Origin of the sequence: Yeosuana aromativorans (assembly GCF_014646655.1) — a bacterium.
Classification (GTDB): Bacteria; Bacteroidota; Bacteroidia; order Flavobacteriales; family Flavobacteriaceae; genus Yeosuana; species Yeosuana aromativorans.
Genome location: NZ_BMNR01000002.1, coordinates 417,400 through 437,171, shown reverse-complemented (window position 1 = coordinate 437,171; position 19,772 = coordinate 417,400). Strand labels below are relative to the sequence as shown.

Below are 19,772 nucleotides of genomic sequence, written 5' to 3'. Positions count from 1 at the left end.
CCACCCAATAATAGCATAAGTAATCCTTTCTTTAAACCCGATTATATTATGTTTAGGCAGGCAGAAGACATATCAAGCATTCTTTTAGAAGCTATTTCCGAAGCAGTTGTTATTGTTGATAACCATCAAAAAATCGCACAAGTTAATACAGCGGCAGAGTGTATTTTTGGCTACGAAAAAGACGAATTGATTTCAAAGGATTTAAACGTACTGCTTCCGTCTAACTATCACAAAATCCTTTCGGCACATTTCAAAGAATTTTTTAAAATTGGAACCAGGACAAGAATCACCGATTCAAAAAATATTTTTGGAATAAAAAAAGATGGTGATATTATTGAATTGGATATTGAATTAATTCCGTTTTCTATTTATAATAAAACGTTTGTAATGGCATTGATCAGTGACATAACCGAACAAAAGGAAATAGAAAAAAAATTAATGATCAAAAGCAGGGCTTTGGAATCTGCAACCAATGGCATTATCATAACCGATACTTTTAAGCATGGCAATCCTGTGATATATTGCAACACGGCCTATCAAAATTTAACTGGGTATGGTCCTGATGAGATATTGAATCACAGTTGTAAATTTCTTCAAGGGACAAAAGACGATAAGGAGACAATTGAAAAGTTAAAGAAAGCTATTGAAAACGGTGAAAGTTGTCGAGCAATCCTACAAAATTATAAAAAGGATGGAACCTTGTTCTGGAACGAGCTATTTATTATGCCCATTACTGATAATGATGGGTTGGTAACAAATTTTATTGGCATCCATCAAGACATTACAGAAAGAAAACAAGAGGAAGATGAGCGCCAGCATTTGTCAACAATTTTTGATAGGTCCTTAAATGAAATCCATGTTTTTGATGCCAAAACCTTAAAGTTCATAAACGTTAATTATGGTGCCCAAAGAAACCTTGGTTATACCATGAAAGAATTGGCCAACATGACACCAATTGACATAACACCTTATAAAAATGAAACAGAGTTTAGAGAGGTTGTGGATGTTTTGCTTAAAAAGAATGTGGAAAAATTGGAAGTTGAATCAGTTCACCAACGAAAAGACGAAACCACATACCCGGTTGAAACCCATTTGCAACTCTCCAATTTAGGAGACAGACAGGTGTTTGTCGCTATCATTTTGGACATCACAGAGCGCAAAAACTATACGGCTAAACTAGAAAGGATTGTTGAAGAGCGAACACAGCAACTTAAAGAAGTGCTTGATAAAGAGATAGAGGTCAATCAACTAAAAACCAAATTCTTGGCACAGTTGTCACATGAGTTCAAAACCCCTTTAAGTGCTATTTTAACCTCTGCATTGTTATTGAGCAAATACCAAATGACAGAGCAACAGGATAAGCGGGATAAACACATTAAAACCATAACAGAGAAGGCCCATATATTAAATAATATATTAAATGGTTTTTTATCCATTGAGAAATTTGAGTCTGGTAAGCTAAGTTATAGATATACTTATTTTAAAATGAGCAAAATTATTGATGAGGTTATTTTTAATGCCAGAATGCTCTTAAAAGAAGGCCAACAAATAAAATACACAGAAAAGAGCGAAGAATTATCACTTTATCAAGATGAGAAAATTATTGAATTGATATTATCAAATTTAATTCATAATGCCATTAAATATTCTCCAGAGAATTCAAATATTTATTTAGATATAGACCAAAACGACCAGATAACAACATTTAAGATCAGGGACACTGGAATTGGTATCCCCAAAAAAGACCAGAACAACATTTTTGAACGGTATTATAGAGCCGAAAACGTCATTAATACAGAGGGCACAGGAATAGGATTGAACATTGTTAAAAACCATTTGGAGCATTTAGACGGTAGCATCTATTTTGAAAGTGAGGAACAACAAGGTTCAACGTTTACAGTGTCCATACCCAATACTGCCAAACAATGAAACATCCAAGCCTTATAATAGTTGACAATAGGATTTTTATTGGTGATATTCCACATGACCATTGTAAAACAAATATCATAGGCACATGAAAACAGTTTTATTGATAGAAGATGACCGTGCTTTAAGGGAAAACACCACAGAAATTTTGGAGTTGGCCAACTACAAGGTCATTGCAGCTTCAAACGGGTTGTTAGGTGTGAGCATGGCAGAAAAGCACCTGCCAGATATCATTCTGTCTGATATTATGATGCCAGAATTGGATGGTTATGAGGTGTTTGAGAAACTTTCAAAAAACAAAAAAACCAAGTATATACCGTTTGTTTTTTTGTCCGTGAAAAGCCAAAACCAAGATATACGGAAAGGCATGAATTTAGGAGCTGATGATTACATTACCAAACCGTTTACTGAAGAAGATCTTTTGAGTGTAATTGAAAAGCGTTTGGCCAAAGCATATAAGATGGATGAGCCAAAAACCAATAGCATTGTGCTTGAAGCCATACCTTATGATGCCGAAATAAAGACATTGAATGATCTAAAAAATTATTTTGATGATTATGGAGCACTTTTTGAGTTCAATAAAGATGATATCATTTACAGGGAAGGTGAGCACTCCAATTATATCTATTTAATAGATCATGGTGCCGTAAAGACCTACAAGATAGATGAACAAGGTAAAGAACTGGCAACTGCATTATTTAAGGAAGATGATTTGTTTGGTTTTACCTCCTTTATCCACAATGTGCCATTTAAGGAAACGGCAAAGGCCATAGACCATACCAGGTTATTTGGTGTTTCTACCATAGAGTTTAAAAACATATTGAACTCTAACCACAAAGTAGTTTTAGAACTCATAGAACTACTGGCTGAAAACGTTGCTACTTTAAAAGAGCAGCTTTTACAAATGGCATACGGTTCGGTCAATAAAAAAACAGCTACAACCATTTTGAATTTTGCAGAAAAGCTGAACTACAAAGCTGGCGATACCATAAAAATTTCACGAAGCGACTTGGCAAGTATAGCAGGAATAGCATCAGAAACGTTTATAAGAGCGCTTACCATATTTAAAAACCAAGGCATTGTTAAGGCAGATGGCAAGGATTTTAAAATCATGGACTTTGAAAGGTTGAAAAAAATCAAATAATCCCTTTACTTCTTTAGACAGCTTAATTTAAGCTAGAAATTATTTTCTCAGGATAAGAGCCTCTGAATGAGCAATGTCATTTCGTGGCCAGTATCTTAAGTTTAAATTTAATAGGTAAATATTTTTAATATGAAAAATATATTATTATTGACAGACTTCTCAGAAAACTCATGGAACGCCATAAATTATGCCCTAAAGTTTTTTGAGCATTCAACCTGTGACTTTTACTTATTGCATGTTGATAAATTGAGCTATTTGATAACAGGGGATATTCCGTATGCGCCCACAAACCAAATTGTTGAAGAGGTTTATACAAAACCATCAAAAATAAAATTGCGACATATTTTAAAACGTATTTCGAGTCAATTTCCACAGCATAAAAACCACAGATTTCATACACTCACAGATTATGGATTCTTTATAGAATCTGTTAAAAACATAGTAGTTGAAAAGAAAATAGATTGTATTGTAATGGGCACGAAAGGTGCTTCAGGGATGAATCAGTATATCATAGGTTCAAACACAGGCGATGTCATTACAAAAGTAAATTGCAATGTTTTGGCCATCCCTGAAAAGGCCAGTTTTGGTAACATAAAGGAAATAGCATTTCCAACAGATTTCTCTTTGGAATATGATATTAACACGTTGCAACCTCTATTGGATATTTTACAGGAACATGAAGCGTCCTTGCAAATTATTCATGTTGGAAAAAAGAAAGAAGATTTGACTGCGTACCAAAACATCAACAAAGAATTTTTGGAAAACTATTTTACAGAATGCCGTTATAATCTGTTTTTTTTAACAAGTAAAAATATTGAAGATGCGATACAGTGTTTTGTTGAAAGTCGGCAGATAAATATGATCTGTATGGTTGCAAAAAACTTGAATTATTTCCAAAGGCTATTGTTCCATTCAAAAGTTGAAGAAATGAGCTATCATTTAGAGATCCCGTTTTTAGTGTTGCACGAAAAAAAATAAATGGATATGGATGCGTCTTTTATCTTAGCAAAGTTTTGGGGTTGGTATCTTATTATTTTCTTTTTGATACTAAGTCTCAACCCTCAACGTATAAAACAAATTTTCAAGGATTTAAATGATGAAAAATTTTTGATAATCACGGCATTTTTAGCAATAATCATAGGTTTGCTCAATATCATATTTCATAATATTTGGGAACTGAATTGGAAACTCATAATTACATTGATAGGTTGGATATCGCTGTTCATGGGGTTGGCCTTGTTTATATTTCCAAAAAAGACTATTCCAAGTCTAGAACTTATTAACATAAAATTTGTCCAAACAATATACATGTTGTTGTTCTTTATAGGGTTGTTTTTATTGAACATGGTATATGGTATACTTCCCACTTAGATTTTTTTTCTCAGACTGATATCCATCATTTCAAATCCATAAATGGTGATGTATATTAGCATCATAATTAAAACGTTCTTTCAAATATTTATAGGAAACATAAAATAGAGTTTGAAGCTATTATTTCATTAAATGTATTTGTATTAGTTATTCTTAGTTAGTTAAATTGAGTTTTTCAATTCCATATAAGAAGATTATGTTAACAGGCATAAAATTGAATAATATAATTAAACTCTAAAAGAGAAACAGGAAGCTTTGGCTTCCTGTTTCTTAAAAAAACCGGGTTTCATTGTTGAAAGACGATGGGGCCGGAACAAAGTGTTTAAAGCTATTGTATGACCAGAAAACCCAGACATGCTTCTTAGAGATAAGGGTGTGTTGCAGAAAACCGAAAGTCATATTGATGAAATTAAATACTTTGTAGAAACAGGAAGTTTCGGCTTCCTGTTTCTTAAAAAATACACCAGAGTTTTCATTATAGAGATGCTAAGTCTGGTTTTGGAGCATTTGGGTATATTTTTTAACTGAAGATTTAACCTAGCTTTAGAGATAAAGTAAAGTTAATGATTAGAAAAGGTTCATAAATAAAATCAAATGCTTTGAAAGGAAACAGGAAGCTCAGGCTTCCTGTTTCTTAAAAAAAAACCAGGGATTTCATTGTAAAAGGCTTAATCTGGTTTAGAAACATTTGAAGCTATTTGTTAGCTGATGGATTAATTTAAGTTTAGGAATAAAGTTAAGTTTTAGAAATGAAGTTAAGTTAATGACCAAATAGGGTTGATGAATAAAATCAAATGTTTTGACAGGAAACAGGAAGTTTCGGCTTCCTGTTTCTTTTGTTTATAGGCTATTAATCAATTGCAAATATGGTTTTATACTTAAAGCTATTATGCAAAAAAAGGGAAAAAGATATCTTTTCCCTTTTTTTAAAACATAATGTTCTGGTAAATCATGGATTTAAGATTTTTTGGGAGCACGGTCCTTAAATCCTCCAACTCTCCTAAAGAAATATACTTTCTTAATATGATAAAAGTGGTATCAATGTAATTTTCAGCAACTTCGTCTGATTCAAAGTCGTGTACCGATGTTACCCCATCATATTTCCTGACCAAATCAATAAATTCGGTCATGGTTTTTATTTTTTGTCTTTTTTGAATGGTCCACCCATTAACATAAACAGCTTTTAAGAACATGGGGAACTGTGAGATTAATTGTAATGACTCTTGAGTTGTTATGACATCTCTTAAGGCATGTAAAATAGAAGAAAGTATTCGGCCTGCTTTATCTGTATTGTTGGCCAAATTCATCTCTTTTGCATATTTTTTTAAAAAGGTATTTCCTTCAGTTGCGAATTGTGTGAAATTAAGTGCCATGGTCTGTTTATTATAGTTTATATGTAAATATGCTAACTACTAGGGATGTAACAAATGATATAAATCAGTGTGTTAAAAACCAACTGTTTATACATTAGGGTTATAGTATGGTTAATTGTGACTTCTTTATCTAAAAATGCTTTGCAAATTCTTAAAGAACGCTATCTTTTAAAGGATCGTGATGGCAACATTATTGAAACCCCTCAACAGCTTTTTAGACGAGTGGCAACATGTGTAGCAAGCTGTGAAGAAGAACAAAAAAATGTTTTTGAAGAGCAGTTTTATGAAATTCTAAATAATCTGCTTTTTTTGCCCAATTCCCCAACTTTAATGAATGCAGGCTGTAGGAACGGACAATTAAGTGCTTGCTTTGTGCTTCCAATTGCGGATAGTTTAGAGGCAATTTTTAGCACCTTAAAACATGCTGCATTAATCCACCAAAGTGGGGGCGGAACAGGATTTAACTTTTCAAAGCTTCGTCCAAAAAATGATTTTGTGAGCACTACAAGTGGTACTTCTTCAGGACCAGTGGCTTTTATGAAAGTTTATGATGCTGCCACAGAATATGTTAAGCAAGGCGGCAAGCGAAGAGGTGCAAACATGGCTATTTTAAATGTAAATCATCCAGATATAGAGGAATTCATTACCTCAAAATCCAGTAAAAAAGCCATCAAAAACTTTAATATATCTGTTGGAATAACAGACGATTTTATGAAAGCTGTGCAACAGGATTTAAGTTGGCAATTAATTAACCCGCACACTAAAAAAGTGGCTAAGGTTGTCAAGGCTAAGGCAATCTGGCAATTAATTGTGAATCAGGCCTGGCGCACTGGAGACCCGGGACTTATCTTTTTAAGCACCATCAATATTTTAAACCCAACACCTAAAATGGGGGATATTGAAAGTACCAATCCATGTGGCGAGGTACCACTGCTAAATTATGAAAGCTGCAATTTAGGGTCTGTTAATCTTTCAAAAATGATTTTAAAGAAGGATCTAAAATTTGAAATAGATTGGAAAAAACTGACTAAAACAGTTCAATTGGGCATCCGTTTTTTGGACAATGTTATCACTTTAAATCATTATTTATTGCCCCAGATTAAAAGTATAACAATGGCCAACAGAAAAATAGGTTTAGGCGTTATGGGTTGGGCCGAATTACTTATTCTTTTGGAAATTCCTTATGCTTCAGTAGAGGCAGTTTCATTAGCTGAAAAGATTATGCAATTTATTAAAAATGAAAGTTATAAAGCTTCAGAAAAATTGGCACGGGAACGTGGTGTTTTCCCGGAATGGAAAAACAGTATTTACGCTCCTAACCTTAAATTGAGAAATGCAACCTGCAATAGCATCGCCCCAACGGGAACCATTTCTGTTATTGCAGACACGTCTTATTCTATTGAGCCGCTATTTGCAATAGCGTATGACCGTATAGGAATATTAGGAAACAAAAGACAAACTGAAATAAACAAACTTTTTATTCAGAAAATGAAGCAATTAAACGTTTGGAACGATAAGCTTAAAAAGACAATTTTAAACGCAGGAAGCATCCAAAGCACAAGATTGGTTCCGCAGTCCATAAAATCAATTTTTAAGACCAGTTTGGAAATTCCTTGGAAATACCATTTAATGCACCAACAGGCTTTTCAAAAACATACTGATAATGCTGTTTCAAAAACCATAAATCTTTGCGAGGATACAACCGAAGAAGATATTTCAAGAATCTTTATGACTGCATGGAAATATAAACTTAAAGGAATTACCGTTTACCGTCACGGAAGCAAAATTAACCAGGTAATCCAAAAATGTAATCTAAACAATAGTGAGGCTTGTTAAAGGTTTCTGTCTGATATATATCATTGTGATTGAATGGTATAGTATTTAATTTTAGTCATAACCACATAATGGCCATGAGAAAGATTTTGATTCCCACTGATTTTTCTGAAAACGCAATGAATGCTTTGCGTTATGGCATTGATTTATTTAAATATGAAATCAGTGAGTTTTACTTTATGCATGCTTATCAGGATGAGATTTATGCCGATGAAGAATCATTGACCAGAGAGACTTTGGATAAGGTCAAGGATAAAGTTAGTAAAAGGTCCGCCAAGCAGCTGCAAGTAGTGTTAAAAAATGCCAATGATTACTCTCCAAACCCACGGCATACCTATAAAGTGATTTCATCAAACAGTCTTCTTTTGGATGAAGCCGATAGGATTGTGGATCAGGAAAATATCGATATCATTGTTATGGGCACCCGTGGGAAAACCAATGATAGAAACCTGACTTTTGGTAGCCACACCCTTCAGACCATAAAATATGTGCAATGCCCTGTTCTGGCTATACCTGAAGGCTATAAATACGTACAACCAAAGCATATCCTGTTTCCAACAAATTATTTGATACCCTATAAACGGAGAGAGTTAAAATTACTTTGTGAAATAGCAGCTCCATATAGGGCTACAATTGACATGCTATACATCTCAAAAACCAAAAAGCTTTCCATGCGTCAAGAAGATAATCAAAATTTCATTAAAGAAACACTATGCAAAAATACTATCAATTTTAAAGTTATAAACAGTAAGAACATTGTTGAAACCATCTATAAATATATTAAAGAACATAATGTTGATATGCTAGTGATGGTCAATACACGGCATTCGTTTTTAGAGAACATCATTTTTCAATCAGCAATAGATGAATTAACCTTAAACATGGACATTCCGTTTTTGGCATTACAAAATATGAGACGGGACCAATTGTAAATTAAATCACACTGCATCATGAAAAAAATACTTTTACCTACAGATTTTTCCAGTAATTCTTGGAATGCCATAGAATATGCTTTACGGTTGTTTGAAAATGAAACTTGTAAATTTTATTTATTGAATACTTATACACCGGCAATTTATCAGGTAGAATATGTGCTGGGCAATCCTGCTGAATTTGATATACCTGATCCTATGAATGAGTTATCATTAATGGAGCTGGAAACCATAAAAGACAGGATAAAAAAGGATTATAACAACCCAAAACACAGTTTTGAAACCATGGCTGTTTTCAACACCTTGATACCAGAGATTGAAGATGTTGTTAAAAAGAAAGCCATAGATTATATCGTTATGGGCACTAAAGGTGCCACTGGAGCCAAAGAGGTCTTGTTTGGCTCAAATACCGTGCATGTATTTAAAAAAGTAAAATGCCCAATTCTAGCTATTCCAGATAGTTTTAAGTTTGAACCACCACATGAAATATTATTTCCAACAGATTATGACATAAATTACACCAATGATCACCTACAACCATTGCTGGACATAACATCTTTGTATATCTCAAGGGTAAATATTTTAAATGTGTCTTTTGGATATGATTTATCTGAAGAACAAGAAAAGAACAAAAAAAAGCTAGAAACCTTTTTTAGTAAAACGTCCTATTTATTCCATAGTGTAGCTAATGAATCCGTTCAAGAAGCCATTACGGAGTTTCAAATGAAAGCCCGTATTAATTTGTTGGTCATGATCAATAATAAACATTCGTTTTTTGAAAACCTCTTTTTTAAATCGACCATCAACCAAATCGGATTCCATTTAAATATCCCTTTTTTACTAATTCCTGCCAAAACATAAACATTTTAAACCATGGAAAAGAGAATTTTATTGCCAACAGATTTTTCAGACAACTCATGGAGTGCCATTGTTTACGCGCTAAAGCTCTATAAAGATGAAGCTTGTGTGTTTTACTTTTTAAATTCTATAGCAGTAGAAGGCTCTACCATGGCAAACCTGTCAAACAAGTTATTGAAAATCATGAAAGAAAATGCCCTTAGGGAATTATTGGAATTGAAGGATATGGCTGAAAAATCCAATATTAACTCAAATCATAGGTTTGAAATAATTATAAGTACAAAAGATTTAAATCCAGCCATAGAAATGGCAGTTAAAACCTATGAAATAGAGCTTATAATTATGGGAACCCAAGGAGCAACGGGAGCTGAAGAGTTTTTGTTTGGAACCAATACCGTTCACTTAATAAATAACCTGAGAACATGTCCTGTATTGATTTTGCCAGAGGAATTTGATTTTGCAGAGCCAAAGCAAATAGCATTTCCTACAGATTTCAATCACTTTTATAGTGAAAAGGAAATAGAACCATTATTAAAATTAGCAGATTTGTATAATGCTAAAATAAGAGTGGTTCATATCAATGTTGAAGAATCACTGGATGAACTTCAACAGTATAATTTAATAGTTTTAAAAAGTTTTTTGCAAAACTATGAGCATAGTTTCCACTGGATGCCCAATTACGCCAAAAAAACCACCGAAATTAAAGATTTTATCACAGAATTGGGTATCGATATTCTGGTTATGGTTAATTACAAGCATGGTTTTTTTGAAAAACTCATAAAAGAACCTGTTATAAAAAAAATGGGATCACAACCCATGGTTCCATTTTTAGTCGTTCCAGAGTAAGGTGACACATGCCATTGCCTAAAGCAGTGTTGTAATTTTAATTGTTTAAAGATGAAACGCAAGATATTGTTGCCCACAGATTTTTCTAAAAACGCATGGCATGCCTTAATGTATGCACTGGAATTGTATAAAAATCATGCCTGTGATTTTTACATTTTAAATGTGTTTTCCGCAACCAGTAATGTTATTGATAGCTTGTTGAATATGGAACCAGGAAGTGAACTTTATGAAACAGCTAAACTTAGATCTGAAAACGGATTGGCTAAGGTTTTGGACATGTTGACCTTATTAAAACATACCAATCCAAAGCATCATTTTGAAGTCATATCCAAATTCAATAATCCGGTTGAGGCAATTAAACAATTTGTTGATGAAAAGGATATAGAAATAATAGTCATGGGCACTAAAGGCGAAACAGATTCTAGGACCAAGACCTTTGGTGGTGTGGCTATAGATGTTATGGAAAAGGTTCGCAATTGTCCGGTGATAGTGGTTCCAGAACAGGCAAAGCATAATCTGCCAAAAGAGATTGTATTCCCAACAGACTATAAAACCCATTTTAAAAAGCATGAATTAAATTATTTGATAGAGTTGGCTAAAAATTGCAATGCCTCTGTTAAGGTTTTGCATGTTAAAAAAGAAGAAAAGCTAAAAGAGCTTCAACTTAATAATAAAAAGCTCTTGGAAGAATATTTTGAGGAAATAGCCTATTCTTTTCACACACTTAGCAGCATTGAGATTCCAACTGCCATTAATTGTTTTATAGAAAGTAGGGACAGTGATATGGTGGCTTTTATCAATAAAAAACATGCTTTTTTTGGAAGTATATTAACAAACCCATTAGTTAAAGAAATTGGATACACGTCCAAAGTTCCCATATTGGTAATGCATGATTTAAGAAATTAAAGTTGTAAAAAAATGAAAAAAATAGGTATTTGGTTAGACAAGGAACAAGCACATATAGTGACCCTTGAAAAAGAAAATGAAACAATGAGGACAATAAAATCTGAAATTGAAGATTTTCATCCATCTGGGGGATTTGGGCTTGGTTATAGAGGAAGCCCGCAAGATGCACTTCCAGAAGATAAATACTTGGAACGGGAAATTCACCAAATGAAGTCATACTTTAAGAAAATAGTTTCTGAAATACAAGACGCAGATGCCATTGTTCTTTTTGGGCCGGCCCAAACTGGCTATAAATTCAAAAATGAATTGGAAGAGTACTTTAAAGATATCAATGCTAAAGTAATAGGGATCCATAAAACTGATAGTATGACCAAAAACCAAATTAAAGCTTGGGTCAAGGACTATTTTGGTATAGCCGTGAGAAAAAAACCTGTTTAGGTAAAATTGATCCATCTTTTCTTTTTGGCTCTCACAGTTTTAAATTTAAAATCATGGAAACAAATACCATCAATATCATTAAATCATCTGGTGAGAGGGTAAAGTTTTCACTAGATAAATTAAGGGCGTCTTTAAAGCGTGTTGGCGCAAATAATCAAACGGTCAATCAAATCATCAATACCGTTAAAAATGAATTGTATGAAGGCATTTCTACCAAGGAAATTTACAATAGGGCGTTTGCAATGCTTAAAAAGAGCAACAGTTGTTTGGCATCAAAATACAAATTAAAAAAAGCCATTTACGAACTTGGTCCCACAGGGTTTCCGTTTGAACGGTTTATTAGTGCTATTTTGAAATATTCAGGTTATGAAACAGAAATTGACCAAGTATTACAGGGGCGGTGTGTGTCACATGAAATAGATGTGATTGCACATAAAAATAATGAAACCACTATTGTGGAATGCAAATTTCATAATGAACCAGGACTTAATTGCAACATTAAAATACCGCTTTATATTCATTCACGCTATAATGATGTCAAATCACATTGGAACGCCAATCCAAAAAACGGAACCAATCTTACAATTGGCTGGGTAGTCACAAATACACGGTTTACAGAAGATGCCTTGCAATACGGCAAATGTGCCAATCTGTATTTGTTAAGTTGGGATTATCCTAAAGACAATGCCTTAAAAGATAGAATAGACCGCTTGGGTTTATACCCAATTACGGTATCTACACTATTGACCAATAGGGAAAAACAGTTTTTGCTCAGTAGGGATGTTGTGCTTTGCAGAGAGCTTATAGGTGATGTATTTTACTTAGACCATCTTGCGGTTTCAGAAACAAGAAAAGAAAAAATACTGAAAGAAATAAAAACGCTATGCCGTTTTTAAACACATTTTTAATGAAAAATGCAGTTCAAATACATTTTTTAGGTGCAGCCGGTACGGTCACAGGTTCTAAATTTCTAGTTGAAACCCCAGAAATAAATATACTGATAGATTGTGGTATGTTTCAGGGATTAAAAGAACTCAGGGAACTCAATTGGGTCAATCTTCCTGTTGATGTTAAGCGTATAGATGTGGTATTGCTTACGCATGGACACCTTGACCATGTTGGGTATTTGCCCAGACTATTAAGACAAGGATTTCAAGGTAAGATAATGGGTACGGCGCCCACCTTGGCCATTGCAGAAATTATTTTAAAAGATAGCGCTAAAATTCAAGAGGAAGAAGCCAATAGGGCCAATGAAGAAAAATATACAAAGCATAACCCCGCTTTACCATTTTATACAACATTTGAAGCAGAGAAAACCATTGACTTGTTTCAAACGGAACAGATTGATCAATGGATAATACTTTCGGAAAACGTATCCTATCGGTTTCAATACAACGGGCATATTATAGGGGCAACCTACATTGATCTTGACATTTACGGAAAGCGGTTTGTCTTTTCAGGAGATGTAGGAAGGCAAAATGATTATTTATTACATAACCCTCAAAAGCCGGAACGGGCTGATTACTTATTTATTGAAAGCACTTATGGCAATACGTTGCATCCTAAAGAGGATGTTGAAGAAATTCTATCTAAACTTATCAGAGAAACTATTTATAACAGGGGCAATTTAATCATCCCAAGTTTTGCGGTAGAACGCTTGCAAACGCTTATGTATATTTTATGGAAACTATACAAAGCCAATAAGATACCAAACATTCCGATTATAGTTGACAGTCCAATGGGAAACAATGTGTTGAGCCTTTTTCAGCGATTTCCAAAATGGCATAAACTATCGGTATCAGACTATAAGGCCATGTGCAATCATGTAACCATTATAGAATCTTACAAAGAAACCTGGGAAACCATCGATAACAAACAGCCAAAAATAATTATAGCGGGCAGTGGCATGATAACAGGTGGACGTGTGCTGACGTATTTGCAACAATTGATAGATGAAACATCAACAACGGTCTTATTGGTTGGTTACCAAGCAGAAGGTACACGGGGAAGACAATTGCAAGACGGAGCCCATGAAATACGTTTTTTTGGTAAATACTACCCCGTTAAGGCTACTGTAAAAAGCTTAGAAAGCCTATCGGCACATGCCGATCAACAAGATTTGCTTCATTGGATGGGGAACATTAAAAACATTCCTGAAAACGTGTTTTTAATACATGGTGAACCTCAAGTTTTGGATGCCTTTCGTGTGAAAATAAAGGACACCTATCATTGGAATGTCATTATCCCAAAATTATTTGATATTCAAACAATGTAAATGTTAACCATAAAGCACATGGAACCACAACAAGGCTATAAAAGTTTTAGGGGTGCAAAATCTTTGGAAGAATTGCAATACAATTTAACAAAACATCTGGTATGGCTAAGGGATTTAAAATTTGAGCTGGAATTTTACATGGCTATACTGGATAGGCCAATTTTTAAAAATAATATTATGAATTTGTTTGAAAACTTGTCAAGGTTAAAAAAAGATATCAGTCAATTAGAAGACAAACGAATGGTATTATTTCATCAGATATCCTCGCGTTTAAAACATATGAAAAAAGCAAAAGGGCAGGATAATGATCTATCTCAATTATTTAAAGATAACTATGATGATGCTGAAAAGGAAATGTTCAATTTTAGTGATAAAATTTCAAATTTTAAGTTTGGGTTTTTTCAATATATGCAAAGTGTAATAAACCAGTAATTGCTGTTAATAAGATGTTGGGAATTAATTAAGTACGCTGATATCAATCATTGTAAAAAACAAGTTTGTAAAATACATTGGTCTTACAATAAAATAAGTCTAATTTAAAACATTGATATTATGACAACACTAACAAAACGCAGAAGGAGAAACGAATTATCTCCTTTTGAAAACAGATTATTAACACCTTGGAGCAATAGTTTTTTAAGACCTTGGGGCAGCCAGTTATTTAGAACTGACTTTGAAGATTTAAACAATTTGTTGCGATTTGATGATGTTTTTAAAGATGATTTTTTTGAAGATGATAGTCTTATGCCAGCTATGAACATCAAAGAGCATAAAGAAGATTTTGAAATTGAATTAGCCGTTCCTGGATTTAACAAAAAAGACTTTGAAGTCGATATAGAAGAGGATGTGCTTCATATTTCTGGTGAAAGAGAAATTGATAACGAGGAAAAGGAAAACAACTATTCTCGAAGAGAGTTTAGCTACAAATCCTTTAAACGATCCATGATGCTTCCACCTTCTGTTGATTTGGAACAAGAGGTAAAAGCTTCTTATAAAAACGGTGTTTTAAAAGTTAAACTTCTTAAAAAAGAGGAAGTCATTGAAAAAGAACATCCAAAAAAAATCATTGAGGTTATTTAATTTCTTCTAAGAGCAGAAAGTTATAAATCATTCAAAATTAGCTTTCTGCTTTTTTTAATTCTAAAACTAATGATATGAAAAAAGATAAATCTGAAGCCAAATATCAAGAATGGCTTAGTCCGGACATGATTCATAAAACATCTCTTAATTGGTTGTCCGAAATAGAATTCATCAAAGATGAACAATTGTTTTTTAATGATTTGATCAAATCATATACGCTTCAACTCATCGATTCAAAGCATTTCAAAAAAAGTAAGGAAATCATTGATGGGCTAAAAGCATTTGAAAAAGAAACTAATGATATACTTAAAACCGTTAAAATGCACGAAAGGGCCTTGGAAATTTTAGTGGATGGCATCGATCAAATAAAAGAAGAAGAAGCATATAAAAGGGATCATTTAAGTCTTATCATTGATGTTAGCAATTTTCAAAAAAAGCACAGAACTATTAAAAAAGAAATCTTTTCATTAATCAAAGGGATAATTAACCAAAAGAAACAAAAAAGCTTACTACAATAGATTTGTGTTGAAACATAGTAACAATGAAAATCTCATTTGAAACAAAAATTGCCCTGGGTTTTATTGTTAATCTCTCGGCAATTTTGGCTCTTGGGCTCATATATTGGAGCCAGATATCACATACCAACAAAACTGCATTGGATTGGGTTTCATTGGTATTGATTGTGCTTTCATTAGGGATGCTGACGGTGGTGTTTTTTATACTGAAGGCCCAACAGAAATCAAATAAAATTTATGAACAGGAATTATTAAAAAACAAGAATGTATTACAGTCCATAATTGATAATACAACCAATCCTATTTCGGTTAAAAAATTAAATGGCGAATATATTTTGGTAAATAAACAATACCAACTGTTATTTGAGTCAAAAGCGAAAGACCTGATTGGAAAAACCAATCATGATTTCTTGCCAAAGGAAATTGCAGATACCTACAGAAGTTCAGATTTAGAAGCCATAAAAGCAGGTAAGGAAATACATATTGAAGAAACGTTGGAGCAACTGGATGGCCTTCATACGTATTTATCTGTTAAATTCCCATTATTTGATGCCTCAAACAGAGCTTATGCCATTGGTAACATTTCAACTGACATTACCGAGAGAAAAAGAGTAGAGCAATCATTAAAAGCAGCCGATACGTTTTTTAATCTGTCAATAGATAGCTTGGTCATAGCCTCACAAGATAGGTTTTTGAAGATCAACCCATCTTTAAGCAAGATTTTAGGATATACTGTTCCTGAACTTTTAGAAAAACCATTTGCAACGTTTATTTTGCCTGAAGACGTACCAACAACAAAAAAGGAAATTGAAAAGCTTGAAGAAGGGAACAACCTGATTAATTTTAATAACCGATGGATATGTAAAGATGGCTCTATCAAATGGCTGTCATGGAATGCTACCGCCGATGTAAACACTGGAACATTATATGCTATTGTGAGAGACATCACTGAAGAACGTCAACTTGAAGAAGAAAAAGAAAAAACTTTAAATGAGTTATTTGAAAGCCAACAAAAACTCAATATGATTCTTGAAAATATTAGTGATGGTGTTATTGTGTCCAATGCCAATAGGCAAGTCATCCTGGCTAACCATATAGCCAATGAACTTTTTAGAATTGAAGATGATTCCAAAATACCCATTAATTTCTCCGATCATTTTGAAGTCCTATATCCCGATGGAGAAACCACGTATCCTGTTCAAAATCTTCCGGCAGAGCGCGCTTTGGTTGGTGAAGTTACAGATGATATAGATATCCTGTTAAAAGATTTGGAAACAAATGAAAGCCGAAGAGTGTTATTAAGCGGTAGGCCTATACTGGACAGTAAAAATCATGTGGTAGCTGCTGTGGTGACCATTAAAGACATCAGTAGATATAAAAAATTAGAGGAAGAATTGAAAAAAAGAGATCTTAAAAACCGCACCATGATAGGGTTTAAAAAAACCAAGCAAAAAGAAAAAGATTAATTTTTAAATGTTTTTTTAAAACCTAACAAAAGTCATGTTTTTTAAAATAAACTATACAGATATTTGTAATGTTATTTATTGGTTGGTTGATAACAAAAACAAGGGAATGGTTCTTAGTTGGATTGTTCCCTTTTTTTATTTCTGTTTTTTAAATAATAAAGTCTTATAAAGGTTTACCCCAAAGCCCTAATTGTCACGTAATAACGCCACCCAATAATCAGTAATTGTAGTTTGGTTGCTTTTGATAAGTCCAGTTGTTTTTTAGAGTAACTGGGCAAAATCATTTTATTGACCTTTGCTAAAAATTTAAATACTTGCTGTTGCATATTGTAAAAATAGTAAAACTTATTCTAGACTAAGTTTTACATTTTTTAATTTAATTAATTGAAAAGATAATATCAATTAACATAGCAGCAAGTGTGATCATAATTTTAGGTTTTATCGGTTAATAAATAGTTTAATTAAATGAATGTTTTATGAAGGTAAATAATAACCAATATATCATCCAAGGATTTACAATAAAATCTATGAAATTGAATGCATATGTGTAAGTAAAAAAATGATATGTATATAAATATTTAATATTTAGTCTACAAAAAAGTGATAAAATGTTACATAAATTCTAATATATTGTTATAGAATGTAATATTTATAGAGGCTTTTTGAGTTTATTTTAAAAATTGTAGAGGCATTTTTTTTAAAAACAACTCATTTTCTTTGATTTCATTTTCGAGGTTGAAAAATTAAATTCCCAATACGATCATTTTGAAATTTACAGAAAATGCATTTTAGATGCTTACATTTGTAAAAAATAAGCTGATGAAAAAATCCATATTGGTTTTGTTTATATCATTGATGGTACAACTGTCCTTTGGGCAAATTGTTATCAATGAATTGGATTGCGATACACCTGGAACAGATGATGCAGAGTTTTTAGAGTTAAAATCTGATGCACCCAATTTTCCTTTGGATGGTTATGTAGTCGTTTTTTTTAATGGATCGACCAATCCCGATACCGGTGAAAATAGAAGTTATATGGCTTTGGATTTAGATGGCTATTCAACCGATGTGAATGGTTTATTGCTAATAGGAAGCAATACGGTATCACCTATACCTCAATATATAATACCATCCAACACAATTCAAAATGGAGCAGATGCAGTAGCTGTTTACCAAGCAAACGATTATGATTTCCCCGATTTAACCACGGCCTATGTTGATGGAGCCCTTATTGATGTATTGATTTATGAAACAAATGATTCCGATGGAACAGGGTTGGTGCCAATTTTTTCGGCCTTTAACCCCAGTATTCAAATGATAAATGAAGGTGCGGGAGGAAATGCCAATTCCATTCAAAGAAATAATGACGGTTCTTATACTGTTGGGACACCTACGCCCAGACAATTAAACGATGGTAGCGGAATCGTATTAAATGGATTGTTAACTACCATAGCCCAAACCCAATACAATGAAGGGGATTCGTTTGACATTACATTTACAACAGAACAGAATGTCACTTCTGATTTATCATTTAGTATAAGTTTAAATAACGGCTCTTTTAACACTTCAGATTATACAGGAACAACGTCCTTGACTATTCCAACTGGACAGAATTCAGTAACTACAACCATCTCATTAACAGATGACTCTGATGATGAAGGTGATGAGGTGTTGAAAATTAGTGTGTTGTCATTGCCAACGGAATACTTGAAACTGAATGATAAACTGGAAATCAGGGTTGTTGATAATGATTATGTGGTTGCGGCATGGGGAACACCATTAAATCCAACATATGGTGTGGTATCAAGCACACAACCAGCTGGTTATTATGATAGTTTGGATGGATTTTCTGGTGCGGCTTTAAAACAGGCTATTCAAGATATTATTGCCAACCCAGCTGTTGTAAGAGCACAAACCTATGCAGATATTATAGATATATTAAAAGAAGCCGATCAAAACCCAGCCAACAGTAATCAAGTTTGGTTGCTTTATACGGAGCAGGGTAGAGCTAAACTAGATTATCAAGGTTCGTCAAGTAGCAGTACTGGAAAGTGGAATAGAGAACACGTGTATTGCAGATCGCGTGGCGGATTTTACAGCATAAAAGATGATGATATTCCTGATGGAAAAGATATTTATTGGACAACAACCGCCGATTCATTACGACATGGAAATTCTGATGCCCATGCGTTAAGAGCCGCAGATGGGCCAGAAAACAGTAGCCGTAACAATCAAAACTATGGCGCGAGTGAATATGATGGACCATTAGGAAATTCAGGAAGCTTTAAAGGAGATGTGGCCAGAAGCATTTTTTATATGGTTACACGATACAATGGAATTGATGTTGTGAACGGATATCCAGTTGATACCACGCCGGGATTTATAGGCGATTTGGCAACCTTGTTGGAGTGGCACAGAAATGATCCACCGGATGATTATGAAATGAACAGAAATAACATTGTTTACACTTGGCAACACAATAGAAACCCATTTATAGACGAACCTGATTTGGTAGAGTATTTATGGGGAACTCATGCAGGGGAACTGTGGAGCCAGTCTTTAAGTGTTAATGATCATGATTTAGTTCATGTTCAGGTGTTTCCAAATCCTGCCAAAAACGGGTTTTATATAAAAGGGATCAAAGCAGAAACCCGTGTTGAGTTATACTCTATAGACGGAAGGAAAATTGAAGGCTTTAAAACAAATCATGACACCTTTGTTGATGATAATCTCTCATCAGGCTTGTATCTTTTAAAACTGACTTCCAGAGGTTTGTCAAGCCTTAAAAAAATTATTGTTGAATAAAAAA

19 protein-coding genes are annotated in these 19,772 nt (G+C 33.5%); 17 read left to right on the top strand and 2 right to left on the bottom strand.

Annotated features, from left to right (window positions below):
- Window positions 1-48 precede the first annotated feature (48 nt).
- The 4 genes from IEW94_RS05235 to IEW94_RS05220 all read left to right on the top strand — a co-directional run bounded on the left by IEW94_RS05235 (window position 49) and on the right by IEW94_RS05220 (window position 4,441).
- Entirely contained in the window at window positions 49-1,929 is a 1,881-nt protein-coding gene (locus IEW94_RS05235; protein ID WP_188650736.1) for a PAS domain-containing sensor histidine kinase, read from the top strand.
- Window positions 1,930-2,014: 85 nt separating this feature from the next.
- A complete protein-coding gene (locus IEW94_RS05230) occupies window positions 2,015-3,070 on the top strand; it encodes a response regulator (protein WP_188650734.1) in 1,056 nt (351 codons plus the stop codon).
- Between the two features lie 129 nt (window positions 3,071-3,199).
- Window positions 3,200-4,048, top strand: coding sequence for a universal stress protein (locus IEW94_RS05225; protein ID WP_188650732.1), 849 nt, complete (start codon window positions 3,200-3,202; stop codon window positions 4,046-4,048).
- Between the two features lie 6 nt (window positions 4,049-4,054).
- Entirely contained in the window at window positions 4,055-4,441 is a 387-nt protein-coding gene (locus IEW94_RS05220; protein ID WP_188650730.1) for a hypothetical protein, read from the top strand.
- Window positions 4,442-5,367: 926 nt separating this feature from the next.
- On the opposite strand, the gene IEW94_RS05215 is transcribed toward IEW94_RS05220, so the two are convergent.
- Window positions 5,368-5,814, bottom strand: a complete 447-nt coding sequence (locus IEW94_RS05215; protein WP_188650728.1) for a DUF2267 domain-containing protein — start codon at window positions 5,812-5,814, stop codon at window positions 5,368-5,370.
- Between the two features lie 69 nt (window positions 5,815-5,883).
- On the opposite strand from IEW94_RS05215, the gene IEW94_RS05210 reads away from it, so the two are divergent.
- The 12 genes from IEW94_RS05210 to IEW94_RS05155 all read left to right on the top strand — a co-directional run bounded on the left by IEW94_RS05210 (window position 5,884) and on the right by IEW94_RS05155 (window position 16,963).
- Window positions 5,884-7,650 (top strand): adenosylcobalamin-dependent ribonucleoside-diphosphate reductase, encoded by a 1,767-nt coding sequence (locus tag IEW94_RS05210; RefSeq protein WP_308423683.1) that lies wholly within the window; start codon window positions 5,884-5,886, stop codon window positions 7,648-7,650.
- Between the two features lie 74 nt (window positions 7,651-7,724).
- The gene (locus IEW94_RS05205) at window positions 7,725-8,579 is read left to right on the top strand and encodes a universal stress protein (RefSeq protein WP_188650724.1); all 855 of its coding nucleotides are present in this window, start codon (window positions 7,725-7,727) and stop codon (window positions 8,577-8,579) included.
- 18 nt (window positions 8,580-8,597) lie between these two features.
- Window positions 8,598-9,440, top strand: coding sequence for a universal stress protein (locus IEW94_RS05200; protein ID WP_188650723.1), 843 nt, complete (start codon window positions 8,598-8,600; stop codon window positions 9,438-9,440).
- A gap of 12 nt (window positions 9,441-9,452) precedes the next feature.
- Window positions 9,453-10,283 carry a universal stress protein gene (locus tag IEW94_RS05195; RefSeq protein ID WP_188650721.1) on the top strand — a complete coding sequence of 277 codons (831 nt, stop codon included), beginning with the start codon at window positions 9,453-9,455 and terminating at the stop codon, window positions 10,281-10,283.
- Window positions 10,284-10,334: 51 nt separating this feature from the next.
- Window positions 10,335-11,189: a universal stress protein gene (locus IEW94_RS05190; protein WP_188650719.1), complete on the top strand. Its 855-nt coding sequence runs from the start codon at window positions 10,335-10,337 to the stop codon at window positions 11,187-11,189.
- A gap of 12 nt (window positions 11,190-11,201) precedes the next feature.
- Window positions 11,202-11,627, top strand: coding sequence for a hypothetical protein (locus tag IEW94_RS05185; RefSeq protein WP_188650717.1), 426 nt, complete (start codon window positions 11,202-11,204; stop codon window positions 11,625-11,627).
- 53 nt (window positions 11,628-11,680) lie between these two features.
- Window positions 11,681-12,523 carry an ATP cone domain-containing protein gene (locus IEW94_RS05180; protein WP_188650715.1) on the top strand — a complete coding sequence of 281 codons (843 nt, stop codon included), beginning with the start codon at window positions 11,681-11,683 and terminating at the stop codon, window positions 12,521-12,523.
- A gap of 11 nt (window positions 12,524-12,534) precedes the next feature.
- On the top strand, window positions 12,535-13,902 hold the full coding sequence (locus IEW94_RS05175; protein WP_188650713.1) for an MBL fold metallo-hydrolase RNA specificity domain-containing protein: 1,368 nt from the start codon (window positions 12,535-12,537) through the stop codon (window positions 13,900-13,902).
- Between the two features lie 18 nt (window positions 13,903-13,920).
- Window positions 13,921-14,334 (top strand): hypothetical protein, encoded by a 414-nt coding sequence (locus IEW94_RS05170; RefSeq protein WP_188650711.1) that lies wholly within the window; start codon window positions 13,921-13,923, stop codon window positions 14,332-14,334.
- A 120-nt stretch (window positions 14,335-14,454) separates the two neighbouring features.
- On the top strand, window positions 14,455-14,982 hold the full coding sequence (locus IEW94_RS05165; protein ID WP_188650709.1) for an Hsp20/alpha crystallin family protein: 528 nt from the start codon (window positions 14,455-14,457) through the stop codon (window positions 14,980-14,982).
- Between the two features lie 74 nt (window positions 14,983-15,056).
- Window positions 15,057-15,500 carry a hypothetical protein gene (locus tag IEW94_RS05160; RefSeq protein WP_188650707.1) on the top strand — a complete coding sequence of 148 codons (444 nt, stop codon included), beginning with the start codon at window positions 15,057-15,059 and terminating at the stop codon, window positions 15,498-15,500.
- A 23-nt stretch (window positions 15,501-15,523) separates the two neighbouring features.
- Window positions 15,524-16,963, top strand: a complete 1,440-nt coding sequence (locus IEW94_RS05155; RefSeq protein WP_188650706.1) for a PAS domain-containing protein — start codon at window positions 15,524-15,526, stop codon at window positions 16,961-16,963.
- A gap of 173 nt (window positions 16,964-17,136) precedes the next feature.
- On the opposite strand, the gene IEW94_RS05150 is transcribed toward IEW94_RS05155, so the two are convergent.
- The gene (locus tag IEW94_RS05150) at window positions 17,137-17,289 is read right to left on the bottom strand and encodes an SsrA-binding protein (RefSeq protein ID WP_188650704.1); all 153 of its coding nucleotides are present in this window, start codon (window positions 17,287-17,289) and stop codon (window positions 17,137-17,139) included.
- Between the two features lie 493 nt (window positions 17,290-17,782).
- Here IEW94_RS05150 and IEW94_RS05145 point away from each other — a divergent pair, with 493 nt between their 5' ends.
- Window positions 17,783-19,768, top strand: a complete 1,986-nt coding sequence (locus IEW94_RS05145; protein ID WP_188650701.1) for an endonuclease — start codon at window positions 17,783-17,785, stop codon at window positions 19,766-19,768.
- Window positions 19,769-19,772 lie beyond the last annotated feature (4 nt).